Origin of the sequence: Planobispora rosea (assembly GCF_014648175.1) — a bacterium.
Lineage (GTDB): Bacteria > Actinomycetota > Actinomycetes > Streptosporangiales > Streptosporangiaceae > Planobispora > Planobispora rosea.
The window spans coordinates 141192-165539 of sequence record NZ_BMQP01000012.1; the positions used below are offsets into that span (position 1 = coordinate 141192).

20 protein-coding genes are annotated in these 24348 nt (G+C 71.5%); 10 read left to right on the forward strand and 10 right to left on the reverse strand.

From position 1 onward, the window contains the following. The first annotated feature begins 136 nt into the window (after nt 1-136). Nucleotides 137-838: a sensor domain-containing protein gene (locus tag IEZ08_RS14550; protein ID WP_189242302.1), complete on the forward strand. Its 702-nt coding sequence runs from the start codon at nt 137-139 to the stop codon at nt 836-838. Here the strand turns inward: IEZ08_RS14550 and IEZ08_RS14555 are convergent. Then, nucleotides 814-1719 (reverse strand): helix-turn-helix transcriptional regulator, encoded by a 906-nt coding sequence (locus IEZ08_RS14555; RefSeq protein WP_189242303.1) that lies wholly within the window; start codon nt 1717-1719, stop codon nt 814-816. The two genes, IEZ08_RS14550 and IEZ08_RS14555, sit on opposite strands and share 25 nt — an antisense overlap. A 163-nt stretch (nt 1720-1882) precedes the next feature. Between IEZ08_RS14555 and IEZ08_RS14560 the strand changes: the two genes are divergently transcribed. Continuing rightward, a complete protein-coding gene (locus IEZ08_RS14560) occupies nt 1883-3385 on the forward strand; it encodes an MFS transporter (RefSeq protein ID WP_189242304.1) in 1503 nt (500 codons plus the stop codon). Between the two features lie 65 nt (nt 3386-3450). On the opposite strand, the gene IEZ08_RS14565 is transcribed toward IEZ08_RS14560, so the two are convergent. From IEZ08_RS14565 to IEZ08_RS14575, 3 genes are all read right to left on the reverse strand, one after another. Continuing rightward, on the reverse strand, nt 3451-4350 hold the full coding sequence (locus IEZ08_RS14565) for an alpha/beta fold hydrolase (RefSeq protein WP_084780783.1): 900 nt from the start codon (nt 4348-4350) through the stop codon (nt 3451-3453). Between the two features lie 434 nt (nt 4351-4784). Continuing rightward, nucleotides 4785-5768, reverse strand: coding sequence for a saccharopine dehydrogenase family protein (locus IEZ08_RS14570; protein WP_189242305.1), 984 nt, complete (start codon nt 5766-5768; stop codon nt 4785-4787). After that, the gene (locus tag IEZ08_RS14575; protein WP_084780782.1) at nt 5765-7222 is read right to left on the reverse strand and encodes an MFS transporter; all 1458 of its coding nucleotides are present in this window, start codon (nt 7220-7222) and stop codon (nt 5765-5767) included. Before IEZ08_RS14575 ends, IEZ08_RS14570 begins: the two co-directional genes overlap by 4 nt. Before the next feature lie 39 nt (nt 7223-7261). Here IEZ08_RS14575 and IEZ08_RS14580 point away from each other — a divergent pair, with 39 nt between their 5' ends. The 6 genes from IEZ08_RS14580 (at nt 7262) to IEZ08_RS14605 (ending at nt 12859) form a co-directional block, all read left to right on the forward strand. Then, nucleotides 7262-7921, forward strand: a complete 660-nt coding sequence (locus IEZ08_RS14580; RefSeq protein ID WP_068927944.1) for a TetR/AcrR family transcriptional regulator — start codon at nt 7262-7264, stop codon at nt 7919-7921. 63 nt (nt 7922-7984) lie between these two features. Next, nucleotides 7985-8674 carry a hypothetical protein gene (locus IEZ08_RS14585; protein WP_189242306.1) on the forward strand — a complete coding sequence of 230 codons (690 nt, stop codon included), beginning with the start codon at nt 7985-7987 and terminating at the stop codon, nt 8672-8674. Nucleotides 8675-9241: 567 nt separating this feature from the next. Next, complete coding sequence (locus IEZ08_RS14590) at nt 9242-9754, forward strand: RNA polymerase sigma factor (RefSeq protein ID WP_189242307.1); 513 nt, start codon at nt 9242-9244, stop codon at nt 9752-9754. Continuing rightward, the gene (locus IEZ08_RS14595; protein WP_141704302.1) at nt 9751-10857 is read left to right on the forward strand and encodes a CU044_5270 family protein; all 1107 of its coding nucleotides are present in this window, start codon (nt 9751-9753) and stop codon (nt 10855-10857) included. Before IEZ08_RS14590 ends, IEZ08_RS14595 begins: the two co-directional genes overlap by 4 nt. A gap of 199 nt (nt 10858-11056) precedes the next feature. Further along, nucleotides 11057-12013: a D-alanine--D-alanine ligase family protein gene (locus tag IEZ08_RS14600; protein WP_068927941.1), complete on the forward strand. Its 957-nt coding sequence runs from the start codon at nt 11057-11059 to the stop codon at nt 12011-12013. A 153-nt stretch (nt 12014-12166) separates the two neighbouring features. Then, complete coding sequence (locus IEZ08_RS14605; RefSeq protein WP_068927940.1) at nt 12167-12859, forward strand: aspartate/glutamate racemase family protein; 693 nt, start codon at nt 12167-12169, stop codon at nt 12857-12859. A gap of 86 nt (nt 12860-12945) precedes the next feature. On the opposite strand, the gene IEZ08_RS14610 is transcribed toward IEZ08_RS14605, so the two are convergent. Continuing rightward, entirely contained in the window at nt 12946-13749 is an 804-nt protein-coding gene (locus IEZ08_RS14610; protein ID WP_084780781.1) for a hypothetical protein, read from the reverse strand. A gap of 621 nt (nt 13750-14370) precedes the next feature. Here IEZ08_RS14610 and IEZ08_RS39560 point away from each other — a divergent pair. Then, a complete protein-coding gene (locus IEZ08_RS39560) occupies nt 14371-14523 on the forward strand; it encodes a hypothetical protein (RefSeq protein ID WP_203863178.1) in 153 nt (50 codons plus the stop codon). A gap of 52 nt (nt 14524-14575) precedes the next feature. Here IEZ08_RS39560 and IEZ08_RS14620 read toward each other — a convergent pair whose 3' ends face one another. From IEZ08_RS14620 to IEZ08_RS14635, 4 genes are all read right to left on the reverse strand, one after another. Beyond that, nucleotides 14576-15295, reverse strand: a complete 720-nt coding sequence (locus tag IEZ08_RS14620; protein WP_068927939.1) for a response regulator — start codon at nt 15293-15295, stop codon at nt 14576-14578. Between the two features lie 41 nt (nt 15296-15336). Beyond that, nucleotides 15337-16539 carry a sensor histidine kinase gene (locus tag IEZ08_RS14625; RefSeq protein WP_189242308.1) on the reverse strand — a complete coding sequence of 401 codons (1203 nt, stop codon included), beginning with the start codon at nt 16537-16539 and terminating at the stop codon, nt 15337-15339. A gap of 413 nt (nt 16540-16952) precedes the next feature. Next, the gene (locus IEZ08_RS14630) at nt 16953-17591 is read right to left on the reverse strand and encodes a response regulator (RefSeq protein ID WP_068927937.1); all 639 of its coding nucleotides are present in this window, start codon (nt 17589-17591) and stop codon (nt 16953-16955) included. Beyond that, on the reverse strand, nt 17584-19788 hold the full coding sequence (locus IEZ08_RS14635; RefSeq protein ID WP_068927936.1) for an ATP-binding protein: 2205 nt from the start codon (nt 19786-19788) through the stop codon (nt 17584-17586). Before IEZ08_RS14635 ends, IEZ08_RS14630 begins: the two co-directional genes overlap by 8 nt. A 114-nt stretch (nt 19789-19902) precedes the next feature. Between IEZ08_RS14635 and IEZ08_RS14640 the strand changes: the two genes are divergently transcribed. Then, the gene (locus tag IEZ08_RS14640; RefSeq protein WP_141704301.1) at nt 19903-22842 is read left to right on the forward strand and encodes a hypothetical protein; all 2940 of its coding nucleotides are present in this window, start codon (nt 19903-19905) and stop codon (nt 22840-22842) included. Nucleotides 22843-23101: 259 nt separating this feature from the next. Here the strand turns inward: IEZ08_RS14640 and IEZ08_RS14645 are convergent, their stop codons facing one another. Beyond that, entirely contained in the window at nt 23102-24292 is a 1191-nt protein-coding gene (locus IEZ08_RS14645; RefSeq protein ID WP_229803110.1) for an MFS transporter, read from the reverse strand. Between the last annotated feature and the right edge of the window lie 56 nt (nt 24293-24348).

Genomic DNA, 24348 nt, shown 5'->3' on the forward strand with positions numbered 1-24348 from the left:
GCTGCCTGCGCCGCCCCCGGCCGGACGCGAGACGCCCGGCGCGGATCATCCCACCTGGGAGAGTAGGGCCAGCCCTACCCCGAGAAGCCTGCCGGCAGGATCGATCCTGCGACCCCCGGCTCGTAGCGTCGGTTCCATGAGATCCCTCCTGCACCGCATCGGCACCGACACCCGCTACCTGATCATCAGCTTCCCCCTGGCCGTGATCGCCTTCTGCCTGATGGTCGTCGGCCTCACGGCCGGCGTCGGGACGGTGATCGTGTGGATCGGCGTGCCGATCCTGGCGGCGACCGTGATGCTCGCCCGGGGCTTCGCCGACCTGGAGCGCCGGATGCTGCCCGAGGTGCTCGGCCGCCGGGTCGCCCGGCCGCGCTACCGGCGGGTCCCGCGGGACGCCGGGTTCTTCCGCCGGGTGGTGAACCCGCTGACCAGCGGGCAGTCCTGGCTGGACCTGCTGTACGGCATCGTGAACCTCCCGGTCGCCATCGTGACGTTCTGCCTCACGGTGACGTGGTGGGCCGGGGCGGTCTTCGGGCTGACCTATCCGATCTACGGCTGGATCCTCGAAAGGATCCCGGACAACAACAACCTGCCCGAGCTGCTCGGCCTCGGCGACAGCGTCCTGGTCGGCGTGATCTTCACCACCGCGATCGGTGTGCTGTTCGCCGTCACGCTGCCGGTGGTGGTCCGCGGCGCGGCGCTGGTGCAGTCGGGGCTCAGCCGGGCCATGCTGACCGGCATGACCGAGTCGCACGAGCGCGACGACCTGACCCGCACCGGTGAGCCCCTCACCTTCGCCGACTGGGTCCGCGATCACCCCGCCGCCTTCACCGACTGAGAGAGGCCGCCGGCCGTTTCCGCCGGTCCGAAGTCGAGGGCGGAGAGGTCGAGGAGGTGCAGCGCGGCCTTCGACGGCGAATCGGACTCAGCGCTGTAGGCGATGATGCGCTGCCCCGACTCGCCGGGGATGAGGAGGTTGTCGAAGGAGAGCTCCATCGGGCCGACGACCGGGTGGTGGAAGTGCTTGACGCCCGAGGTGCACGTGCGTACCGGGTGGCGGGCCCAGCGCGTGGCGAACTCCTCGCTCTGGATGACGAGCCGGCCGATGAGCTCGGCCAGGCCGCGGTCGTCCGGGTGGCGTCCCGCCGCCAGGCGCAGGGAGGCGACGGCGAGCGTGGCCTCCTCGGACCAGTTCGGATAGAGCTCGCGGAAGTGGCCGTCGAGGAAGAGCAGCCGGGTCAGGTTGGGCCGCGTGGCCGGGCTGCCGGGGGCCGCCGGGTCGAGGTGACCGGCGAGCAGCGCGTGGCCCAGCCTGTTCCAGGCCAGGATGTCGTTCCTGCGGTCCAGCACCAGGGCGGGCACCTCGGTCATCGCGTCCAGCAGCCGCCGGACCGAGCGGCTCGCGTGCTCGGGCCGGGCCGGGGCGGGCCGCGCGGGCGCCGAGGGCCGGGCGAGGTGCTTGAGATGGGCCGTCTCGTCCTCGGTCAGCCGCAGGGCACGGGCCAGCGCGCCGAGCACGGCGTCGGAGGCGCCCGCCGCCCTTCCCTGCTCCAGCCGGGTGTAGTGGGTCACGCTCACACCCGCGAGCATCGCGAGCTCCTCGCGGCGCAGTCCTGACACGCGGCGGCGCGCGCCGTAGACCTTCAGCCCCAGCTCCTCGGGATTCAGCCCGGCCCGCCGGCTCTTGAGGAAGTCGCCCAGTTCCTTCGCCCTGTCCATGTGTCTCATGATGCGTGATGGACGGGGCGCAGGGGCGGCGGAAGCCTGGTCATGAAATGACCACCCTCCCGGATGCCGGTCTGGGCCCGGTTCTGGCTGGCCGGGGCGGAGCGGATGAGCCTTCTCTCGTCACAGTGACCGAGAGGAAAGGCTTTCTCCGACCATGTCGACCGCTGACACCGCCGGCACGACCGACATCACCGGCGCCTGCGCCCCCGGGACCGCACGGCCGGGAACGGCCCAGCGGCTCACGCCCCGGCTGCTGCTGGTGCTGGTCGTTCTGCTGGCCGCCCAGTTCATGCTGGCCGTGGACTTCTCCATCCTCAATGTGGCCCTGCCGGTCATCGGTGAGGGCCTGGGATTCTCCCTGGCGTACCTGCAGTGGATCGCCACCGCCTTCGCGCTGTGCGCCGCCGGGTTCACGCTGCTGTTCGGCAGGCTGGCGGATGTTTTCGGCCGCCGCAGGATCTTCCTGGGCGGGCTCGTCGTCCTGGGCGCAGCCTCACTGGTCGGCGGCCTGGCCCAGAGCCCGGAAGCGCTGATCGTCGCCCGCGTCTTCCAGGGACTGGCCACCGCGGCGGTCACCCCGGCCGGCCTCTCCCTGCTGACCACGTCCTTCCCGGAGGGGCCGCTGCGGGAGCGGGCGCTCGGCCTCAACGGCGCACTGATGTCGGCCGGGTTCACCACCGGCGCCATCCTGGGCGGGCTCCTGACCGACCTGCTGTCCTGGCGGTGGGCGTTCTTCATCAACGTGCCGGTGGCCGCGCTCGTTCTCGTCACCGCGCCCATCGTGATCAAGGAGTCCAGGCCGGACAGCCGCCCGCGGCTGGACGTGCCCGGCGCCGTCAGCGTCACTCTCGGCCTGCTCGCCGTCGTCTTCGGCCTCACCCAGGCAGGAGAGCACGGCTGGGATACGGCCGGGGCGCTCATCCCGCTGGCGGTGGGCGGGCTGCTGCTGGTGGTGTTCCATCTCGTCGAGCTGCGGGCCCCCGCGCCCCTGGTGCCCCCCGCGGTGCTGGGCAGGCGCACGGTCGCCTGGGGGAACATCGCCGGACTCATCGCGTTCCTGACCGAGACGTCCCTGGTCTTCCTGCTGACGCTCTATCTGCAGAACGTGCTGGGCTTCTCGCCGCTGGCGGCCGGCCTCTCCTTCGGCGTACTGGGGCTGGGGACCGTGCTCGGCGGCTCGATCGCACCGAGGGTCATCGGCGGGATCGGCGCCCGGGCCACGCTCATCGCCGGCGGCCTGGTGCAGGCCGTCTCCACCGCCGCCCTGCTCGGCCTGGGAGACGACCGGTCCTGGATGTGGCTGCTGCTGGCGGCCACCTTCGCCGGCGGCGTCGGCAACATGCTGGTCATCGTCGGATTCATGGTCACCGCCACTTCCGGCCTGCCCGACCACGAGCAGGGTCTGGCGACCGGCCTGGCCACCATGACCCAGCAGATCGGCATCACCATGGGCACTCCGATCATGAGCGCGATCGCCACGTCGGCGATCGCCGGGACCGGCGCGGCGGCCGTGCTCGGCGGGCTGAAGGCGGCCATCGCGGTGAACGCCGCCGTCGTGCTGCTGGGAGTCCTCACCAGCCTGGTCTTCCTCCGCGGGCCGGCCGGCCCGGCGGGGGGAGCACGCCTGCCGCGCTCGAACCCGGAACCCATGGATTGAGGGAACCGCCCTGTGTCCGGGCTCCGGCGGCTTGGACACAGGGCGGTTCCCGGCTGTCGGTACAGCTAGACGGCCGACTTGTCGAGGATGGCCGCCACTTCCGCCGCCGCTGTGAACACGAACCCCGCGTGGGTGGTGTCCAGGGTGTGGACGTCGTAGGGATTGCCGGGGGTCAGCGCATCCGCTTCGGCGATCAACCTGTCCTGCATGGCCAGGGGGATGGACCGGTCGTCGGTGAGGCGGACGTAGGTGCGGGGGATCGTGCCCCAGGTGTCGGCGTGCCCGCGGGCGTCGGCCGTCATCACCGCGATCGACTCGTCCGGCTGCAGGATGTTGAGGAAGGCCCTGAACCGCTCGTCGGTGACGTCGGCCATGGTCGCCGCCTTGAGGCCGGCCAGCAGCTCCGGATCGGCGGTGCGGTAGTTGGCCCGGCCGACGCCGAGCCGGGCCGGATCCCCGACGTTGAACGCGGCCAGGGACGGCATCAGGCTGTCCGCGTACTCGGGCTCCTGCATGTACTCGATGGGGTTCGACCGTCGCACGCACGCCCACGCGGAGATGTAGACCAGCCGGTCCACCAGGCCGGGAAGCGTGTTGCCGACTCCGGTGACGGTCACCCCTCCGAGGCTGGCGCCCACCAGCACCATCGGCCCGTACTCGGCCACCCGGCGGACGACGTCGGCGACCATGTCGACGTTGTCCTGGAGGGTGACCCCGGCCAGGGTCGAGGGCTCGGCCGCCCACGCGTCGAGGTCCTGCGGAGCCTGGTAGGCGACGGGGTACTGCGCGTCGAGGCCGTGTCCCGGCAGGTCGACGGCGAGGCTGCGGTGGCCGAGCAACGCCAGTTCACGCTGGACGGAGGACCACATGAACGAGTTGGAACCGGAACCGTGGACCAGCACGAAGGTGGGAGCGGTGCCGGATGCGGATCGAGGGTGTGACGAGCTGGTGGGGATGGCAGGCACGTGAATCAGTCCGATCGGATCGAAGGTGGAAGACGGCGTGGCGCCGGATGAGGACGCGTCGAGCCGCTGATGACGGGAGGGCCGGCATGCCCGCCGGGGGAGCTCGCCGGAAGCCGATGACGGCGCAGGCGACTGTGGACCCCGGTGGCAACGGGCCGGACCGCGGCAGACAGCCGGAAACGGAACGCGGCTGCCTACGCCGGCGGGCGGGTGCGTGAACGACGGGTCGGCCGGGCGGAACGCGGCACGCGGGATCCGGACCGTGACGTCGGCGGGATCACTTCAGCTGCCGCTGATCGCTGAGCGACCGGTGGGACACCGTCTCAGACGGTCCGGAGACGGATGAACGCGTAGACCATGATCGAGACCATATCAGGCCGCGGACGCCGCGGGCGACGGGAAATCCGACGCCGGCCGCGCGGCCGTACGGCCGGTCATCGCTCCCGGTCGAGATGGAGATCGAATCCCTCGGCGGCGAGTTCGGTCAGGAAGGCGACGGGGTCCACCAGCTGCTCGATGTGCCGGACGCCCGGATGCGGGGCGGGCAGCTGACGGATGAGCAGCGCGGCGGTGCGCCCGGTGGCGCGGCTCTGCAGCCGTCCGCTGAAGGAGGCCCGGGCCGTACCGGCCTGGACCGTCACGGCGAACCCGTCCCCGCCGAGACGGATCTTCTCCAGCGCCTTGAACAGCAGGCTGCGGACCTTGGGGCGGCGCAGCAGGCCGGTGACGGGAGGCCGGCGGGCCGCGGCGAGCAGACCGGTGGTGAGGCGGGAGTCCAGGCACAGCCCCGTGCTCGCGGAGGCCACGCCGAGGGTGCCGGGCAGCGTGTACTGGTCGGAGAACGGGAAGCGGTGGACGGTGCGCTCGCCGTACGGTGCCGGAAAGCGCATCGTCCACGAGCCGTCGAGCCGGCCCAGTCCGTCCAGGGTCCAGGCGATCGCGGCCGGACCGTGTTGTTCTCCGGAGCCGAGCAGCACGCCGATGCGCAGGTCCCGGCCCGGTGAACGCCCGGCGCAGATCCGCGCCAGCAGGTTGGTGACGCCGGGGACGAGGCCGACGCTGAGAGCGGCCGTCGCACCGCGTTCCGCGGCCAGGCCGTCGAGTTCCTGGATCCCGGTGAGCAGGTGCCGGGAGGCCGAGACGTCCACGTAGTCGATGCCGCGCTCCAGGCAGGCGCGGGCCACGGCGACGTTGCCGGGTTCGACGCACATGAGCACGGTGTCCACGCCTTCCAGCGCCCTGTCCAGCCCGGCGGGGTCGGATACGTCCACGCGCAGCGCGGTGGTCCCCGGGACGGGGCGGGCCCGGCCGGGATCGCGTCCGGCCACGATCACCGTCATGCCCGGACGCTCGGTGAGCGCGGTCGCGGCCTCGCGGCCGACGGCGCCGTATCCGCCGAGAACGAGGATGGTGCTCATCGCTGGGATGCTCCTTGACGCTGGACGGGAACGGTCGCGCTGTCCGCGCGGTGGCGGGTGAACATGGTCAGGGCGCACACGACGCCGAGGATCGCGAGACCGGCCGCGACGGCGAATCCGATCCGCAGCCCGTCGGCGAGCGCGCCGGTGGTGCCTCCGTGGGCGGCGGTCCACGCCGCCGAGGCGAGGAGCACGCCGGTGATGCCGAGGGAGGCGCCCAGCCGCTGGGCGGTGTTGAGCAGTCCGGAGGCGGTCCCCCTCTGCTCTTCGGGGGCGGCGCGTACGGCGGAGGCGGTGGAGCCGACGAACACCGCCGGCAGCCCGACGGCGAAGGCGAGACTGGGCGGGAGGACGGCGGTGAGGAATCCGGCACCCGGGTGCAGGAACGCCGCGTATCCGGCCAGGCTGAGCGCGAGCAGGCCCATGCCGGCCGCCAGTACGGCACGCGTTCCGAAACGTCCTGCCGCCCAGGGCACCACGGTACGGGCGGTCACCATGTTGACCACGGCGATGGGCAGGACGGCGAACCCGGCGGCGATCGCGGAATAGCCCATGGCGTCCTGCAGCATCAGCGACAGCAGCACGAACGCCGGGACGTGGGCGGCGCCCACCAGGGCGTTGGCGACGGTGCCGGCGCGCACCTCCGGCTGCCGCAGCAGCGCGGGAGGCAGGATCGGCTGAGGGTGGCGGCGCTGACGGGCCCAGAAGGCGACCGCGAGCACCACGGTGACCGCGGTCGCCACGCCGGTGAGCGCGTCCCAGCCCCGGGCGGGGAGCTCGGAGGCCGCGAGCACCATGGCGAGCAGGCTTCCGGTGCCGGTGAGCGCGCCCAGCAGGTCGAAGCGCGGCCCGCCGGCGCCGCCGCGCGCGGCCGGCAACCGGTCCGCGGGGAGCAGGCGCGGGCTCACGGCCAGTGCCACCAGACCGATGGGGACGTTGATCAGGAAGATCCACGGCCAGCCGGCCGTCTCGGTGAGGATTCCTCCCAGCGCCACGCCGGAGCCGGCTCCGGCGGCCGCCATGGCGCTCCACACCCCGAACGCGCGGCGGTAGGCGGCGGGCTCGGTGAAGATCGCTGAGAGCAGCGCCAGCTCGGCCGGGACCACGAGCGCCGCGCCGACGCCCTGCACGGCCCGGCCCGCCAGCAGCGTGCCGGCGTCGGGCGCGAGGCCGCACAGCAGGGACCCCGCGGTGAACAGGGCGATGCCGGCCTGGAACATCCGGCGGCGGCCGAGCACGTCGGCGGCGCGTCCGCCCACCAGCTGAAAGCCGCCGAAGGTCAGCTGGTAGGCGTTGACGACCCAGGCGAGGCCCGTGTCGGCCAGGGCCAGAGCCGCACCCATGGCCGGAAGGGCGACGTTGACGATCGACACCTCAAGGAAGACCACGAGTTCGACCGAGGTGAGCAGCAGGAGAGCCGCGAGGGCACCGGGCGCCCAAGTTTTTGTAGTCACACTTCAATAATGTTTTTAGAGTACCGCTATAGTCAAGTCATGAGCGAAACACCACAACGTGCGGGCGGGCGGGGCACGGGGAGAGAGGACGGCCGGACCGCGCGGGCCCGGGCCACCCGCGCCCGCATCGTCGCGGCGGCCACCCGGCTGTTCACCACGGCCGGCTACACCGCCACGAGCATCGCCGCCATCGCGGCCGAGGCGGGGGTGAGCGAGCAGACCGTCTACTACGCCTTCGGTACCAAGCGAGCCGTCCTCACCACCGCCCTCGACCTGGCCATAGCGGGTGACGACGAGCCCGTTCCCACGCTCGGGCGGTCCTGGGTCCGTGACGCGCTCGACGACCCCGAGCCGCTGGGACAGATCCGCCGCCAGGTCGCCGGAGCCGGAGACATCTACCTGCGCGTCGCGCCGCTCCTGGACGTCGTGCGCAGCGCCTCCACGACCGATCCCGACCTGGCCGAGGTCTGGACCGCCAACATCCGGCAGCGGCTGAGCGTGCAACGCGTCTTCACCGAGGCCCTGGCCCGCAAGACGGCCCTGCGCGACGGTCTCTCCGGCGACGACGCCGCCGACATCGCCCTGACGGTCCTGTCGCCTGAGACCTACAACCTGCTGGTCCGCGACCGCGGCTGGGACCACTCGCGCTGGCAGGCGTGGGCCGTCGACGCGCTCACACGCCTGCTCACGGAGCTGTGACCTCCGCCGGCCTCGCTCGTCCGGCGGGTGGTGCAGGATGCGGTCACCTTCTAGATTCGGGGTGTGCGGAAACGGGTGCTCCTTACGGTGATCCTGGCGGCCGCGCTGCTGAGCGGTTGCTCCGAGGACGTGGTCGTGCCATACGGACCGGCACCCACCCCGCGCGGCCCGCTGGCACTGGCCGCGCCCGACAACGGCAGGCTGCGAGCGCGGGACTGGCCGCGCGCCTGCGACCTGTTGACCGAGGCCGACATCCGAGCGATCCTGCCCTCCACCACCCGCGTCAGCAGTACGTCGGAGGATGGCAAGTTCATCAGCACCGGCGGCGAGGCCCCGTACAACTTCGTCGTGCCGGACGCCAGGTGCGGATACGAGGTCTTCTTTCCCGGCACCTACGATCCTTCCCGCGGCGCGTCGGTCTTCGCCGAGGTCCACTTCGCCGGCAGCCCCGAACTGGCCCGACAGAACTGGGACAAATTCGTCGCCGACCCGGGCAACTTGCAGTGCACCGCTGACTTTCCCGGCCTGGGCGCCGACGCCTGCTTGCGGGACAGGCTGACGAAGTATTTCACCGTGCGGAAAAAGGGGGTGATCGTTCAGATCGGCTCGCACGATCCGAACCTGGCCCAGGGCACCCGCCTGGCCGGTCAGAGCGCTGAAGACGCCGCCGCCAGTGCCTGGAATGCCACCCGTGTCTGGGAGGCCGAGGTGACCCCCCTGTTCGTCCGCCCCGTCCTCGCCCGGCTGCCCTGAGGCGTGGTCCCGCAGCTCCGTTCCGTGGGGACGGTGGGTTCTCATTTGAAGCTGATAAGGACGTTGCGTGGTGGAAAAGGGGAACTAAAGTAATACGCATGTATTGAGTCGGCCATCGTTGGCGCCCAGGCTGCACAGCCTCCCCGAACGGCATTCGGACCCCGGCGCAAGGGACTTGACCTCTTGTCTCCAAAGACCCGGAGGCCCGAGGAAGGTCTTTCGCGCCTTTGGAGGGTCGCAGATGCCGTCTTGGTGGCCGTTGCCGGAGATCCCAGCCTGGGCTTGCTTCGTTCTGGCGACACTCACGATCGTCACCACGTTCCTCATCCGCCTGGCGAAGGCTCTCTGGCCGCAGGACTCTGCACACCGCGCAGAAGTTCTCAAGGGCTTCATCGCCTTCCTTCATGAGCGCTCTCGGCGTCGGGTCGCCACGAAGAGGCACCAGCCGAGCCCGCTTCGAGGTTCAGCTTCCCCCGCCGAATCTTCCGGTGATGGTTTGTAACTTTTGGGGATCCCGGACCACTTCCTCCTGTCAATGGTTTCCGGGACACGTGAGGGGCTGGGGCGGTGACGAGCGATCGAGAGCGCTTCACCACCATCTACGACGAGTGCCGACAACGCGTCTGGGCCTACGTGGTCAGCCGCACCGGCCGGCAGGTGGCCGACGAGGTGGTGAGCGAGACGTTCGCCATCGCCTGGCGCAAGTTCGACCAGGTGCCGCAGAACGCCCTGCCATGGCTGCTGGGGGTGGCGCGCAACGTGCTGCGCGACAACATCAGGGCCGAGGTCAGGCGGGAGGGGGTCCGGCGCGAGATGCGCGAGTGGATCACCGGTGACGTGGCCGACCACGTGGCCGAGCGCCTGGGCGTCCTCAAGGCCATGGCCAGGCTCACCCAGGACGAACGGGAGATCCTCATTCTCGTCGCCTGGCAGGGCCTGAGCCCGAGAGACGCCGCCAGAGTGCTCGGCTGCTCGGTGCCCACCTTCCGGGTCAAGCTGCACCGGGCGAGGAAACGCCTGCAGGCCGAGCTCGAATCGTCGGCGCCGTCCCAACCCCGGCTTGTGGAGGAGTTGTCATGAATGCGATGGAAGAACTGCGTGCCGCCCGCCCGGCCCATCTGACCGGCGGGCCGGTCGACCCGCGGACCCGGCAGGCCGAGCTGGCCCGTGCCCTCGCCCAGCCCAGGCAGGTGCCGCGGCGCGGCAGGAAGTCACTGGGCTGGGGGCTGGGCCTGGCGGGCGCGGCGGCGACCGTGAGCGCGGTCGTGCTGGTCGGTGGGCTGGCCCAGGGACCCGCGTCCGTCGTGTCCCCGACGGCATCGGGTACGGCGGCGCGGCCGGTCAGCCTCTCCGCGAAGGAGGTGCTGCTCGTGGCCGCGGCCGGCGCGGAGCGCCAGCCCGCCGCCACCGGCGACTACTGGCACGTCTCCAGCCGCTCCCGCACCCTCCAGCCGGTCGGCGAAGGCTTCGTGATCTCCATAGAGCAGGAGAGTGAGAGCTGGGTGGGCGCCAGGGAGCAGTGGGGCTCCATGCGGACCCTGGCCATCAAGCCCGCGACCGACGCCGACCGGGCGGCCTGGGAGAGGGCGGGTTCACCGCGCGAGCTGACCTTCGCGGGCCGCAAGGGGATCACGATCAGGGAGCGGGGACAGAAGCCCTACACCGGTCACACGAAGAGCGAGGAGATCTTCTGGCTCGGCCGCAATGTCACCATGGCCGACCTGCGGAGCCTGCCGACCGATCCGGAGGCGCTCAGGGCCGACCTGCTCCGTTTCTACGAGGGCAAGGACACCGAGGCCGATGTCCCGATGGCGGAGGACCCCTGGCTGTTCCGGGTGACCGAGGGGCTGATCATGGACATGCCGGTGAGCCCGGAGGTGCGCGCGGCGGCCTTCCGGATGCTGGCGGACCTGCCGTCGGTCACCTCGCTCGGCCAGGTCACCGACGCCGCCGGGCGCACGGGCACCGCGATCGCGATCGACGGCGCCTCGCAGCGCTCGCCCGGTGACACCGACGAGGGCGTGGTGCAGATACGGCTGATCATCGACGAGCGGTCCGGCCGCGCGCTGGCGCGCGAGAGCGTGGTCGTCAAACCGGGCGGCATGCAGGCCGGGCTGGAGCCGGGGACGGTGTGGAACACCACCACCGTCCTCGAAACGGGCTGGACCGACGAGCACCCGTAGCCGCTCGGCCTGCATCGGGACCCAGGACCGCCGGGCTCGTCGGATGGGGACGACGCCGGTCGGCGTGACCGTGACACGACCATGACACGGCGCTGACGGGGCGGGGACACGGCCGGCCGACAGTGGACGGGGCCGACCGGCGGCTGCTCCTGGCAGCGGATCCGGTCGGCTCCGTGCCGCTGAGGAAGGCTGATCGATCGTGACCGAACGCGTACGCGTGGCCGTGCTGGCCGGCGGGCCATCCGCCGAGCACGAGGTGTCGCTGCAGTCGGCGCGGGCCGTGCTCGATGCCCTGCCGAGGGATCTGTACGAGCCCGTCCCCGTCGTCATCGACCGGCAGGGCAGGTGGCCGGTGGAGCTACGACGCGATCTGGCGGACGTGGTCTTCCCCGTGCTGCACGGGCCGTTCGGTGAAGACGGCGTCGTCCAGGGGCACCTGGAGACCCTGGGCATCCCGTACGTGGGCTGCGGCGTCCTGGCGTCGGCCGTGGCGATGAACAAGGTCGCGATGCGGCGCGCGTTCCTGGCGGAGGACATCCCGGTCACCCCGCATGTGTGGTTCACCGAGCACGAATGGCGCGCCACGACCGACCACTGGGGTCTGGTGAAGGCGCTCGACTGGCCGATGTACGTCAAACCGGCCGCCATGGGCTCCTCCATCGGCATCTCGCGTGTCACCTCCATGGAGGAGCTGCGCGCGGGAGTGGACCTGGCGCTGACCTACGACCGGACGGTCGTCGTCGAGCAGGGGGTGACCGCACGCGAGCTCATCTGCGGCGTGCTCGGCGGGCATGACGCGCCGGCGGCCTCGGTTCCCGGCGAGCTCCTCGTGCCCGGCGACTGGCTCGACTACGGGGCCAAGTACCTCAGCCAGGCGGAGATCGCCACCATCCCCGCCGTGCTGCCGGAACGGGTGGCCGAGGATGTGCGCGAGCTGGCCCTGCGCGCCTTCCGGGCGATCGACGGCTACGGCCTGGCCCGGGTCGACTTCCTCTACGGGGAGGACACGGGACGCCTGTACGTGCTGGAGATCAACACCATGCCCGGTTTCACCTCCCGCTCCGTCTACGCCAGGGCCTGGGCCGCCAGCGGTGTCGCGTATCCGGACCTGCTGCGCCGCCTCCTCGACCTCGCGTTCACCAGGCGCGGCTCGTGATCCCCATGACGCTGAACGAGATCACGCAGGTCGTCGGCGCGAGCATGCACGACGTGCGCGACCCGGAGGCGACGGTGACGGCGCCCTCGGCGGTCGACTCCCGCGAGGCGGTGCCTGACCAGCCGACCAGCACAAGCCAACGAACGGAGTTCCATGCGCGTTATCGGCCTCATCGGCGGGTTGAGCTGGGAATCGACGGTGATCTACTACCAGATCATCAACCGGCGGGTACGCGAGCGACTCGGCGGCAGCCATTCCGCCAACAGTCTCATCTGGTCGGTCGACTACACGACCGTCGAGGACCTCATCTTCGCCGACCGCTGGGACGAGGTGGGTACGCTGCTGGCCGGTGCCGGCAGGAAACTGCAGGATCTCGGCGCCGAGGTCCTGCTCGTCTGCAGCAACACCTTCAGCCGGGTGAGCGACGACGTGGCGCGGGCCGCGAGCGTGCCCGTGCTGCACATCGCCGACGCCGTGGGCGCGCAGGTCCGTGCCGGGGGGATGCGCAAGGTCGGTCTGCTGGGCACCCGCTTCACCATGGAGCAGCCCTTCTACCGGGACCGGCTGGCCGCCCACGGCTTCGACGTGGTCGTCCCGCGGCGCGATCATCGGGAACTGGTCCACCGAGTGATCTTCGACGAGCTGGTGCGCGGGGTGCTCCGGGAATCGTCCAGGGACGCGTACGTCCAGATCATCGCCGATCTCGCAGCCGACGGGGCCGAAGGCGTCATCCTGGGCTGCACGGAGATCGAACTCCTGATCACCGAGAAGGACACGGCCATCCCGCTGCTGCCGAGCGCCCGGCTGCACGCGGAGGCGGCGGCCGTCTTCGCGCTGTCCGGCTGACGTACCCTCGGGCGGGCCCTTCCAGGGCTCGGGTACAGACGCCGATGCCGGTGAGGCGGGAGCCTCACCGGCACTGCTCCGGGTCGTCATCCTCGCGGGCCGAAGCCGGTCATCAGGACGTGGACGGCGATGAGGACGGCGACCCAGATCATGGCGCGCCGGGACGGTGCGGGACCGTTGCGCAGCAGCGAGACGCCCAGCGGGATGAAGGCGAGGCACAGGCCGCCCACGGCGATGAAGGACTGCGGTTCGGTGCCCTTGAGGGGGCCCAGGGCCAGGGCCGACATCAGGCCCAGGGCGATGGAGCGGCCCAGGCCCAGGGCGCCGGAGCGCCAGGCGCCGACGGCCAGCACGATCCAGCCGAAGAAGGCCGGTCCGGACATGGTCCTGAACGGGTGCCACAGGGTCTCACGCCAGGCGTCGTAGTAACCGGTGATGCCCTCCAGCATGGCGGGCAGGCCCAGGACGTCGGTCAGGTGGAAGGCCAGGTGGTCGATGCCGAACTGGAAGGTCCGGGTGAACAGGCCGATCATCACCAGGCAGCCGCCCCACATCCCCCACAGCGGGTGGGTGGCGGAGATCCTCTGCGCCAGCGTCATCACCGCCGGCCACAGCAGCACGAAGCCGAAGGCGAAGCAGGCGTAGGCGGCGGTGATGAGGGCGGGCTGCTGGCTGTAGGCGTGCAGCTGGTAGGGGACGAAGTAGTAGAACTCCGAGCGCAGGATGGTCCCGGCCAGGATCAGGGTGGGACCGACGATCAGCGAGATGCCGCTGACCCATCGGCCGGGAAATGCGGGCTGGCGGTCCAGGTTGGCGGCGGCGTTGGCGGACCGGCGGTCCGTGCCGGTCCGCCGCCAGCGGGTGATGCGTTCCTGAAGATCAATGCTCATGATTGCCGTCCATCGTGTCCGTGTTCAGTGCGCCCCGGGCCGGTCCGCCGGGCACATGAGAATGGTGCTGGCCGGGGCGGGGCGCGCGCGTCTGGCTCGGGTCGCATCTTGACGGGCGGGCACGGGCGGGCGGTGCGACTGCAGACGGATGCGGATGTCTGACCGTGGGCAGATGCCGAGTGATCTGTTGCGGCGATGACTTCCGCCGTGGAGTGGCGGCGGAGCCGCACTCCACGGGGTCGGGCCCTCGCTGGTTCCGCAGACGCCACCACAAGGCCGCTGTCGATCAAACCAATGGATTCTTGGGCAAGTCAGTGGAGGAGAAGTCACTCCCGCCCATGGCTGATCAATATGGTGGAATAACGATCAAGCGACAGCCCGTGGAGTGACACGCTATCCAGGCCACAGGTCTGGCACGAGGACGACGACGGTGACGGTCAGAAAGGTGGTGCCGATGTCCGGCGCGCAGTTGTACGACACCATCGGAGCCGACTACACCGTGACACGGCGCACTGAACCGCGCATCGCCGCGCAGATCTGGGCCGCCCTCGGCGACGCCCGGACCGTGCTGAACGTCGGGGCCGGCCGGAGGCGTACCTGGAGGAGAGCGTCCGTCGCGGGGTGTCGGTCTGGGCCAGAGTCGGGCCGGACGCCGAGCGGCGCGCGGTGCACAGCCTCCGCCAGGACCTCGCGTCCGGTCACTGGGCCGAACGCAACCGGGACCTCCTCGATCTCGACGCGGCAGATCTCGGCCTCCGCCTGCTGATCGCCTGAACCCGCGCCGCGGCCGGTCACCGGCGATCGCCTGAACCTTCGCCGCGGCCGGTCACCGGCGGCCGTCCGGGTTGGTGACCAGCCCGCCCTCGTAGGCGGCGATGACGAGCTGGGCCCGGTCCCGGGCGTTCAGCTTGGCCAGGAGACGGCTGATGTGGGTCTTGACCGTGCCGACGGTGAGGTGCAGGTGCCCGGCGATCTCGGAGTTGGACATGCCCCTGCCGATGAGGGCGAGCACCTCGCGCTCGCGTCGGGTGATGTCGTTGAGGTCGCGTGAGGCCGGGGCGTGGCGGGGACCGTGCAGGAACTCGGTGATGAGCCGGCGGGTCACGGTGGGCGCCAGCAGCGCCTCGCCGGAGGCGACGACGCGGATGGCGGCCAGGAGCTCGCCGGCGGTGGCGCTTTTGATCAGGAAGCCGCTGGCGCCGGCCTGCAGCGACGCGTACACGTAGTCGTCCTGGTCGAACGTGGTGAGGATCAGTACGCGCGCGCCGGCACTGGCAGGGTCGGCGCAGATGCGTCTGGTCGCCTCGATGCCGTCCATGTCGGGCATGCGCACGTCCATGAGGATGACGTCGGGCCGATGCCGGTGGGCCAGGAGTACGGCTTCGGCCCCGGTGCCCGCCTCGCCCACGACGGACATCCCCGGCGTGGCGTCGATGAGGACCTTGAAGCTGTCGCGGATCAGAACCTGGTCCTCGGCGAGCAGGACCCGGATCGGCCGGGGCGGGTTGTGCGGGGCGTCGCCGACGCTCATGTCGTCGCCGCTCATGTCGTGGGTGCTCATGTGGTCGCCGCTCATGTCGTGGGTGCTCATGCCGGGGCGCCTTCCGGGTCGTAGGGCAGTCGGGCCGACACGTGGAAGCCTCCTCCGGGCCGGGGTCCCGCGCTGAACGTGCCGCCGTACAGCTTGGCCCGTTCGCGCATGCCGATCAGGCCGTGACCGCCGTGCTCGGCGCGCGGCGGCCGGCCGTGGCGGGGACCGTCGTCGATGACCTCGATCACGGCCTCACGCCCGTCGACGTCCACGGTGACCGCGCAGCGGGTGGGTCCCACGTGGGTGACGACGTTGGTCAGGGACTGCTGAACGATCCGGTACACCGACATCGCGACCGCGGCGGGCAGCGCGGCCTCCTCGCGGACGGCCAGCTCCACCTCGATCCCGGCCGAGCGGGCGTGAGCGGCCAGTTCGGGCAGGTCGGCCAGGCCGGGCACGGGAAGATGGGCCTGCTGGGGATCGCCGTCGGCGCGCAGCAGGTTGAGCACCCGGTGGATCTCGGCCAGCGTGCTGCGGCTGGTCTGCTCGATGACGGCCAGCGCGGCGCGGGCCTCCTGCGGGCGGGCCTCGGCGACGTGGTTGGCCACGGTGGCCTTGACCGCGATCAGGCTCATGCTGTGGCCGATGACGTCGTGCAGCTCCCGGGCGATGCGCCGGCGCTCGTCGGACACCGCGGACTCGGCCAGGTGGCGCACCAGGCGGGCGGTGGTGTTCCGCTTCCAGCGCGCCACCGCGCCGATGGCCCATGCGGCGGTCAGGAGCACACCGATCATGCCCATCTCGATCGGCCAGGCCGGTGGCAGCTCACTGGGCGTGGCCGGGGGCGCGAGGCCGGGGAACACCTGCGCGTAGAAGACCAGGACCGCGGTCGCCGCGGCGGACAGGCAGGCCGCCAGGGCCGCTGCCGACCACGCGACCGGGGCGGTGGAGGCCACCAGGTACAGCACGAGCACGGTCGGCACGAACGACACCCAGATCGCGCCCGCCGCGACGGCGCCGGCCACGGTCGTCGCCAGGGCCGCGGCGCACGCGAGAGCGAGCATGACCCGCGGCCGGCGCCGCCGGAGGACGATCGGGAAGCCCAGGACCACCGCCACCGGCCAGGCCAGCCAGGCGGGCCAGGGCGAGGACGGCCCCGGCGGATCGACCATGGCGTACCTGATGAGGAGCGCCACGGCGACCGCCGCCACCGCGTCGGCGACATCCCTCGCGCCGAGCCGCCATCCAGCCCATTTCATGAGGTGAAGGTATCGCCTTATAGATCATCCGGCATCTGCCCACGGTCGGACATCCGCATCCGCCCAGGGTCATACCACCGGCCGGCACGGGCCCGCACCGCTTCAAAAGTCGTTGCAGGGAACCTCGATCCGCGGGCCGGCCGGAGATCGCCGATCACTCCCAAGTCGTACGGAGATCGGCCCTCCCAGGTGATCATGAGGCCGATCCCATGGCGTAGCCTGCCGAGGGCGGACAGGCCGGCGGAAGAGGTGCGGGTGAATGACGATCGGGATGACGGGCTGGCTCGCGGTGGTGGGCTTCTGGCTGATCATCGGCCGTAGGACCTGCGACGGGGCGGGCCGTATCGCCCCGGACGGCGAACGCCGGGAGTGATCCGCCGGACGGCCGACGTGGCGGTGGAAGGTGGGAGGCGTCAGGTGAGCCCCGCCTCGCGGGCGCGGGCGATGGCCTCGGCGCGGTCGGCCACGCCCAGTTCGGTGAAGATGTTGGACAGGTGGTTCTGCACGGTCTTCGGCTTGATCCGTAGCTGCCGGGCGATCTCGCCGTTGCGGAACCCGGCGGCGACCAGCGCGAGGACCTCCCGCTCCCGGTTGGTCAGCTGCGGGAAGTGCGGTGTCGGGCCGGGTCGCCGGAAGTGGTGCGCCACCTGGGTCGCGATCCCGCTGCCGAAGACCAGGTGACCCGAGGCGACGGCGGTGATCGCCTGCACCAGCTCCGGCAGCGGCGACGTCTTGAGCAGGTAGCCGCAGGCGCCCGACCGGATCGCGGAGACGACATACTCCTCCCGGTCGAAGCTGCTCAGGATCATCACCCGGGCCTCAGGGCGGCCCGCCACGATCTGGGCGGTGGCTTCGATGCCGGAGAAGTCCGGCATCCGGATGTCCAGCACGACCACGTCGGGCCGCTGGTCGGCGGCGAGCGCGACGATCCCGGCGCTCGTGGTGGCGGTGCCCACCAGCCGCATGCCGGGCGAGCACGACACGACCAGCTTGAGCCCTTCGAGAAAGGTCGGGTGGTCGTCGGCGATCGCCACGCTGAACGGCTCACTCATGGCCGCTCACCGGGATGACCACGACCAGTTCGGTGCCGCCGCCCGGCGCCGGATGGATCAGGCAGGACCCGCCCAGCTCCGCGGCGCGCTCGCGCATCGACCGCATCCCCGATCCCGGCTTCAGCGGGGTCGGCAGCCCGGTCCCGTCGTCGCGGACCCGCAGGCGGAGCGCTCCGTCGAAGGTGAGACGCACCGTGCAGTGCCGGGCCGAGGCGTGCCGCACGACGTTCAGCATCGCCTCGACGGCGATCCGGAAGGCCGCGACCTGGACACCCACCGGCAGCGACGGCAGGTTGTCGGCGGTCAGGGAGATGGCCGGACCGGCCTGGCCGCTGAAGGTGATCGCCTTCTCCTGCAGTGCCCGGACCAGGCCCAGCTCGTGCAGTACAGGCGGGCTGAGGTCGTGCATCACCCGGCGCACGACCTCGGCCGCCGCGAGGGTCTCGGCGACCAGGCGGCCGAGGGTGTCGCGCAGCCCGGCCTGCTCGGATGTCAGCGCGCTCTGCGCGATCTGCAGGTGCAGCGCGGTCGCCGCGAGCGTGGCCGTGGTGCCGTCGTGCAGGTCGCGGTAGATGCGGCGGCGCTCCTCCTCGCGGGCCAGCACGAGCCGCTCGCGCGAGCGGCGTACGTCGGCGGTCAGCCGGGCCACGTGGACGGCCGCGCCGAGTTGCGGCGCCAGCCGGTCGATCAGCTCCCGGTCCAGCGAGGACGGCGCCCGCCCCGGAGGCCACTCGACCAGCAGCAGGGCGACCTGCGCGCCCTGGTAGGTCAGAGGCACCGGCTCGGGCCGTACGGGACGGCCCGAGCCGGTGCGGGCGCCGTCGGACGGTTCGGCGGTGATGCGTGTGCCGTCGGGCAGCTCGACGGCGACGGCCGGGAGACGCAGCTGGGCGCCGATCAGCCGGACGGCCTCCGAGAGCGCCTCGGCGGGCGTCTGCGCCTGGTCGATCCGTTGCGCGAGCCGGTTCGCCAGCCGGTACGGATCTCGCTCGCCGTAGGTCCACCTGTTGACCACCGCCTGGACGCGTTCCCTGATCGGTTGGAAGGCCAGGGCGACCACTCCGCTGGCCGCCACCGACGAGACGGGATGGAACCACTGCGCGAACAGCACGCTCAGCACGGCGACCACCGCGGCGTACCCGCAGACGACCACGGCCGTCATCGTCAGCCACACCGCCGACCGGTTGACCGCGACGGTGATGTCCAGCATGCGGTGGCGCAGCACGGCCGCGACGATGGTGGCCGGGACCGGCAGGAACAGCAGCGGTTGCAGCGGCGGGGCCAGCAGCGGTTCACCGGTGACCGACTCGGGGACGATGGCCAGACAGGTGAACGCGGCCGTCGCCACCGCGATGGTGAGCCCGACCAGGCGCGCCTGGTCGTGCAGGTGCGTCCCGGCGCAGGCCCGGTAGCCCAGGGCGAGGAAGGCCATCAGCAGGACCGCGGGCGTGATCTGCTCGACCGGTGAGGAGGTCAGCGCCGCCTCGGCCGACCGCTGTGCGAGCGCGCCGATCGGCCGGATCGCGGGCAGCGCGAGGTACACCGCCGGGATCAGCCACCGGTGCCGGACCGCCAGCGGCTGCCGTTCCGGAAAGACCAGGGCGAAATGGATGCCGCAGGCCCACAGGAGTTGGTAGGCGGCCCCGCTGAGCACCCAGCTCGCCAGGCAGGCCGGCCTGGTCAGGTCGCTGGCGGTGAACCCGAAGACCCACGCGACCGCGGCCACCGCCTGGAACGCCGAGCACCAGGCCAGCAGCCGGCCGGCCAGCGCCTTCGGGCGCCGCCGCAGCAGGAAGGCGCTGACCAGGGCCAGCGTGGCGACCCACAGGATCGCGGGCCAGTTGTCGGCCAGCTGGCGGTCGAGCGGGTATCGCCGCAGGGGAAGGGTGACCTCCCGCGTGCCGCCGCCGGGATCCCGTACCAGGTAGGTGATGTCGCCCGCCGGGGCGGGGAGGCGGTGGGGACGGACGATCCAGTCGGCGGGAGGGCGGCCCTCGACGCGCAGGATCTCGGTGCCCGGCGCGAGCCCGGCGGCGGTCGGCCACTGGACGGTCAGTCTGCCGTCCGGCCAGAGTCTCTCGCCGTCGTTGACGAAGACGCCGTCGGTGGGCGTCGCGGCCCGCACGCCGACCAGGGCCAGAGCCAGCAGGAAGAGCACCGCCAGGAGGGGCACGGGCGAGCGTTCCTGCGCCAGCATGACCCCTATCATCCCCACCCGGTCCGGAGCGGGCCATGGGGTCGGGAAGAAATCCCGGTTCCCTGGGACCCCGCACCCATGACACAGGGAGTCACGCTCGTCACGATGGGTGACATGTTGCGATTACGCTGGATTCTCGTCCTGTCACTGGCCCTGACGCCCATGGTGCTCACACCCGCCGCCCATGCGACGGAGGTCCGGCAGATCTGCCGTGTCACCTTCGAGATCACGATCGGCCAGGACGGCTTACGCGACGACTCCGAGGAACGGATCAGTCTGGGCGGTCAGGAGTTCCTCTTCGAGGACCCGGACGGCGACGGCGTGCTCGACGAGAACCGTGACGGGGCCGTCGACGAGGCTCCCGTCCACCGGGGCGGAACCGGTGACATCGCCGGGGCCGCCTTCCGGTGGAACGGCCGCCTCGCGGACTGCGTCTCCAGCGAGGCGCTCCTCGACGGCTTCACGCTCTCCCATCGTTCTCCCTCCGACGACATCTCGGCGGACAACTGGAACCTCCAGGCATTGAAGATCATCGACCGGGCCGACGGTGTCATCCTGGTCGATCTCACCAGCCGGGGACCCGCCGAACCCTGCGTCGCCGGTGACCCGCGGCCTCCTGGCGACCCGGTCTTCCGGTTCTGCAAGAACGCCCACCAGACGTTCAACACCAATCAGGGGCGACCCGACGCCGACACCGACGGTGACGGCCTGACCGACCGGGTCGAACTGCGCGGCATCCCCAAGCCGGACGACACGCTGGACACCTGGCTTCCCGATCACGGCTCCGACCCCTGCCGGAAAACCCTGGCCGTGGAGATCGACTGGCTCGCGGACGGTACGGTCTCCGACCGGCCGGACCCGGCCGCGCTGGCCGAGGCCCGGCACATGTTCGACACCGCCCCGATCGAGGCCGCGGCGGGATGCCCCTACGGCACCGGCGGGACCGGCATCCAACTGCTGATCGACGAGTCGAACGAGATCACGGTCTCCCCCGAGCAGCGCCGCCGCCCGCTCCTCGGACGCGGAGACCAGGAGCGTGACTGGGACTTCACCGCCTACCGGACCGCGAACTTCCCCGCCTGGAGGCAGGGCTTCTTCTTCTACAACCTGTGGGGCTACCGGCACAACGGCACGACGAGCGGCGGCAGCTCCGGCCACGGCCCGAAGGACAACGACTTCGTGGTGACCCTCGGCGTCTGGAAGAAGAAGTCGGTGCGGACCCAGAGCGCCACGTTCGTCCACGAGCTGGGGCACGCGCTCGCGCTGCGGCACGGAGGCATGCAGGACGAGCCGAACTTCAAGCCCAACTATCTGTCCGTCATGAACTACCGCTACGCGACGATCGGGTTGCCCGACTGGAGCGCCTGGCGCGAGGCGCTCGACCGGATCCCGCAGGGAACGGACTTCGTGCCGGAGCAGGTGCTGGAGTCGGTCAGCACGATCGACTACTCCCGGGACGTGTTGAGGCCGCTGTTCCGGGAGGAGGATCCGCCGTACGCGCTCAACGAGAGCGCGGGCGTCGGCGGCGGCACCGACACCGTCGTGGCCTGGTGGGACGACAAGGCCGTGCTGCATGTGGGCCCCGCGAACGGACCGCTCGACTGGGACTGGAGCGGGAAGGGCACCGCCGACCCCGATCCCGCCCACCGCACCCACGCCGACCTGCTCAGCGGCTTCCAGGAGTGCATCGGCCCCGAGGACCCGAGCCCCGGCGGCACCCGGAACGGGCTGGACACCCCCGTGCACCCCGACGACATCGCCGTCTCGGTGAGAAACCGCGGCACCGTCATCCTCTCCGGCCCCGACGGGGTGTGCGACTCCCCTGTCACGGCGGGGGACACCTCACGCTCCGTCAGGGACTACCCGAGGGAGAAGAAGTACGGCCGGGAGGGCGAGTGGACCTTCGGGATCCTCGGCTTCGACGACTGGGCGGCCGTCAAGTTCCGCATCGGCGTCTCTCCCGACGCCGGCCAGCCGCTGCCCGAGCCGGGGGAGCCGGCGATGACCGAGGAGGAGCGCGACCGCACCGTCGGCGAGCTCGTCGACGCGCTGCTGGCGGCCGAGGCCCCGGCGCTCTCGCCCACCCCTCGATGGGCGTACGCGTACATGGACCGGGCCACCGTGGCGGAGGCCCCCATCGGGGTCGTGACCGAGCTGACGCCGATCGGCCAGTGGAGCACCGGTGGTACGGGCGCGACCGTGACGCACACCGGTACCGGTGCGTACGAGGTGCGGCTGCCCGGGGTCGCCTCCGCCAGGGGCATCGCCCACGTGACGGCCTACCGGACGGTCTACCGGGGCCGGACGTGCGCGGTGACCGGGTTCGAGCCGTCCGGCGCGGACGAACTGGTCCGGGTCCAGTGCCGCGACCAGGCCGGGGAACCGGTCGACTGGTGGTTCACCGTCCTGTTCACGGCCCCTTCGGCGACCGGTCATCCGTACGCGACGATCCAGCACTCCGGCTCGCCCACCGCCCCCGGCACCTACAACTCCGACGGCCGGGTCAACCGGGTGCTGCACGACGGGACCGGACGTTACCGCGCCGTCATCCCCGGCGGGTCGTTCACCCGGGGCACCGGCCACATCAAGCTGACCCCGTACGGAACGACCGCGGCGCGCTGCGCGGCGCGGCCGGGTGAGGCGGCCGGGGACACCCTGGAGATCGGAGTCTCCTGCTACGCCATCGCCACCGGCCGTCCGGTCGACGCGCGATGGCTTCTGTCGTACGCCGACGGCGGCGGCGCGGCAGCCTACACGAGGGTGACGGGCGGCCCGGCCGTCGACCCGGTCCACTCCTACAGCGTCACCGGTGAGACTCCGGGGGTCGAGCGGTTGGGGATCGGCTGGTACCGGGTCACCTGGGAGCGGGCCGGACGGCTGTTCGGCAGCGCCCAGATCACCTCGATGGCCGCCGACGGGAACTACTGCCACCTGGGCGGGGTCTTCGACTACGGCGCACCCCCGCGCGTCTCGATCGACGTCTACTGCCACACCCCGGAGGGCATGCGGGCCGACAGCGAGTTCGGCGTGGCCTATCTGCGGCGACCGGCGTAGCCGCGGGGAGGGCTCCCGGTCAGGGCGGCCGATCAGTAGCGGTCACGCTACACATCGGGGGACGCGGGGCTCCCGCGCCGTTCCGGTCAAGATCAGCTGCCTGGCCGGGAGCCACCGGCCACCGCGGGCTCGCGCGCGAGGCGGCGGGCGCGCATGGCCCAGCGGTGCCCAGGAATGTCCCAGGTCGTGATCGCGGGTTCTCCCGGGTGGGAGAACCCGCGGGTGGAAGCGGCAGGGCCCTGGAACTCGGACCCGGAACCTACGGATTGAAACGTCTGATGACCGGGGGCACGAGAACGGCCAGCACACCGCCGGTCCACAGCACGCTCACCGTCGAGACGGTGTCGACCGCCCAGCCGCCGAGGAAGGCGCCCAGGGCGATGGACAGGTTGAACGCCGATACGTACAGGGAGGACGCGGCCTCGGTGGCCGTGGGGGCGGCGTTCAGGATCCAGGTCTGGAACGTGACCGGGACGGCGCCGTAGCCCAGGCCCCAGACGATGAGGATCACGGCCGCGGAGAGGACGCCGTGGCCGGTCACGGCGAGGGCGGCCATGGCCGCGGCGAGGAGTACGGCGATGCCGTACACGGTCTGCCGGAGACGCCTGGTGATCAGCACACCGGCGATGAAGTTGCCGCAGACGCCGGCGACGCCGAAGGCCAGCAGCAGCACACCGATCATGCCGTCGGCCACGCCGTCGTCCTGGAGAAGCGGCCGGACGAACGTGTAGGCCGTGAAGTGCCCGGTGATGACCAGGAAGGTCATGGTGATGCCGGCGCGTACCGCGCCGTGCGTCCGGAACACCCGCGGTAGGTCCCCCAACGTCATCACCCGCTCCGGTTCCAGCTTCGGCATCACAACGATCATGCAGGTCAACGACATCAGGCCCAGGACGCCCACGGCCGCGAACGCGGTGCGCCAGCCGCTGAGGTCGCCGATCAGGGTGCCGGCGGGCACACCCAGCACGGAGGCGGTCTCGACGCCGCCGAAGACGACGGCGGTGGCGCGCGCGACATGGCGCTGCGGCACCAGGCGCAGAGCGATACCGCCCGCCAGCGACCAGAACCCGCCGACGCTGACGCCGATCAGGAAGCGGGCGAGCAGGACCACCGCGAAGCTCGTGGCGAAGGCGGAGGCGAGGTTGGCCGCGCCCACCACCCCGATCAGCAGAGTCAGCACCACCCGGCGGTCGATCCTGCCGGTGGCCACGGTGACCAGCGGCGCCGCGGCGGCGGCGACCAGGCCGGGCACGGTGACCATCAGGGCGGTGGTGCCCGCGGAGACGTCCAGCGCGGCGCCGATCGGGGTGAGCAGTCCCACGGGCAGCAGCTCGGAGGTCATCAGGGAGAAGATGCCCAGCGTCACGGCGAGGACCGAGAGCCAGCCCCGGACCGGTGAACGGCTGGTGTCCTGCGGCGCGTCCGGTGCCGGGACGTCGGCGGATGCCACGGTATCGGCCTTTCTGAGGAGTCATGCGAAAGGGCGGTGGCCGCGGGGGACACGGC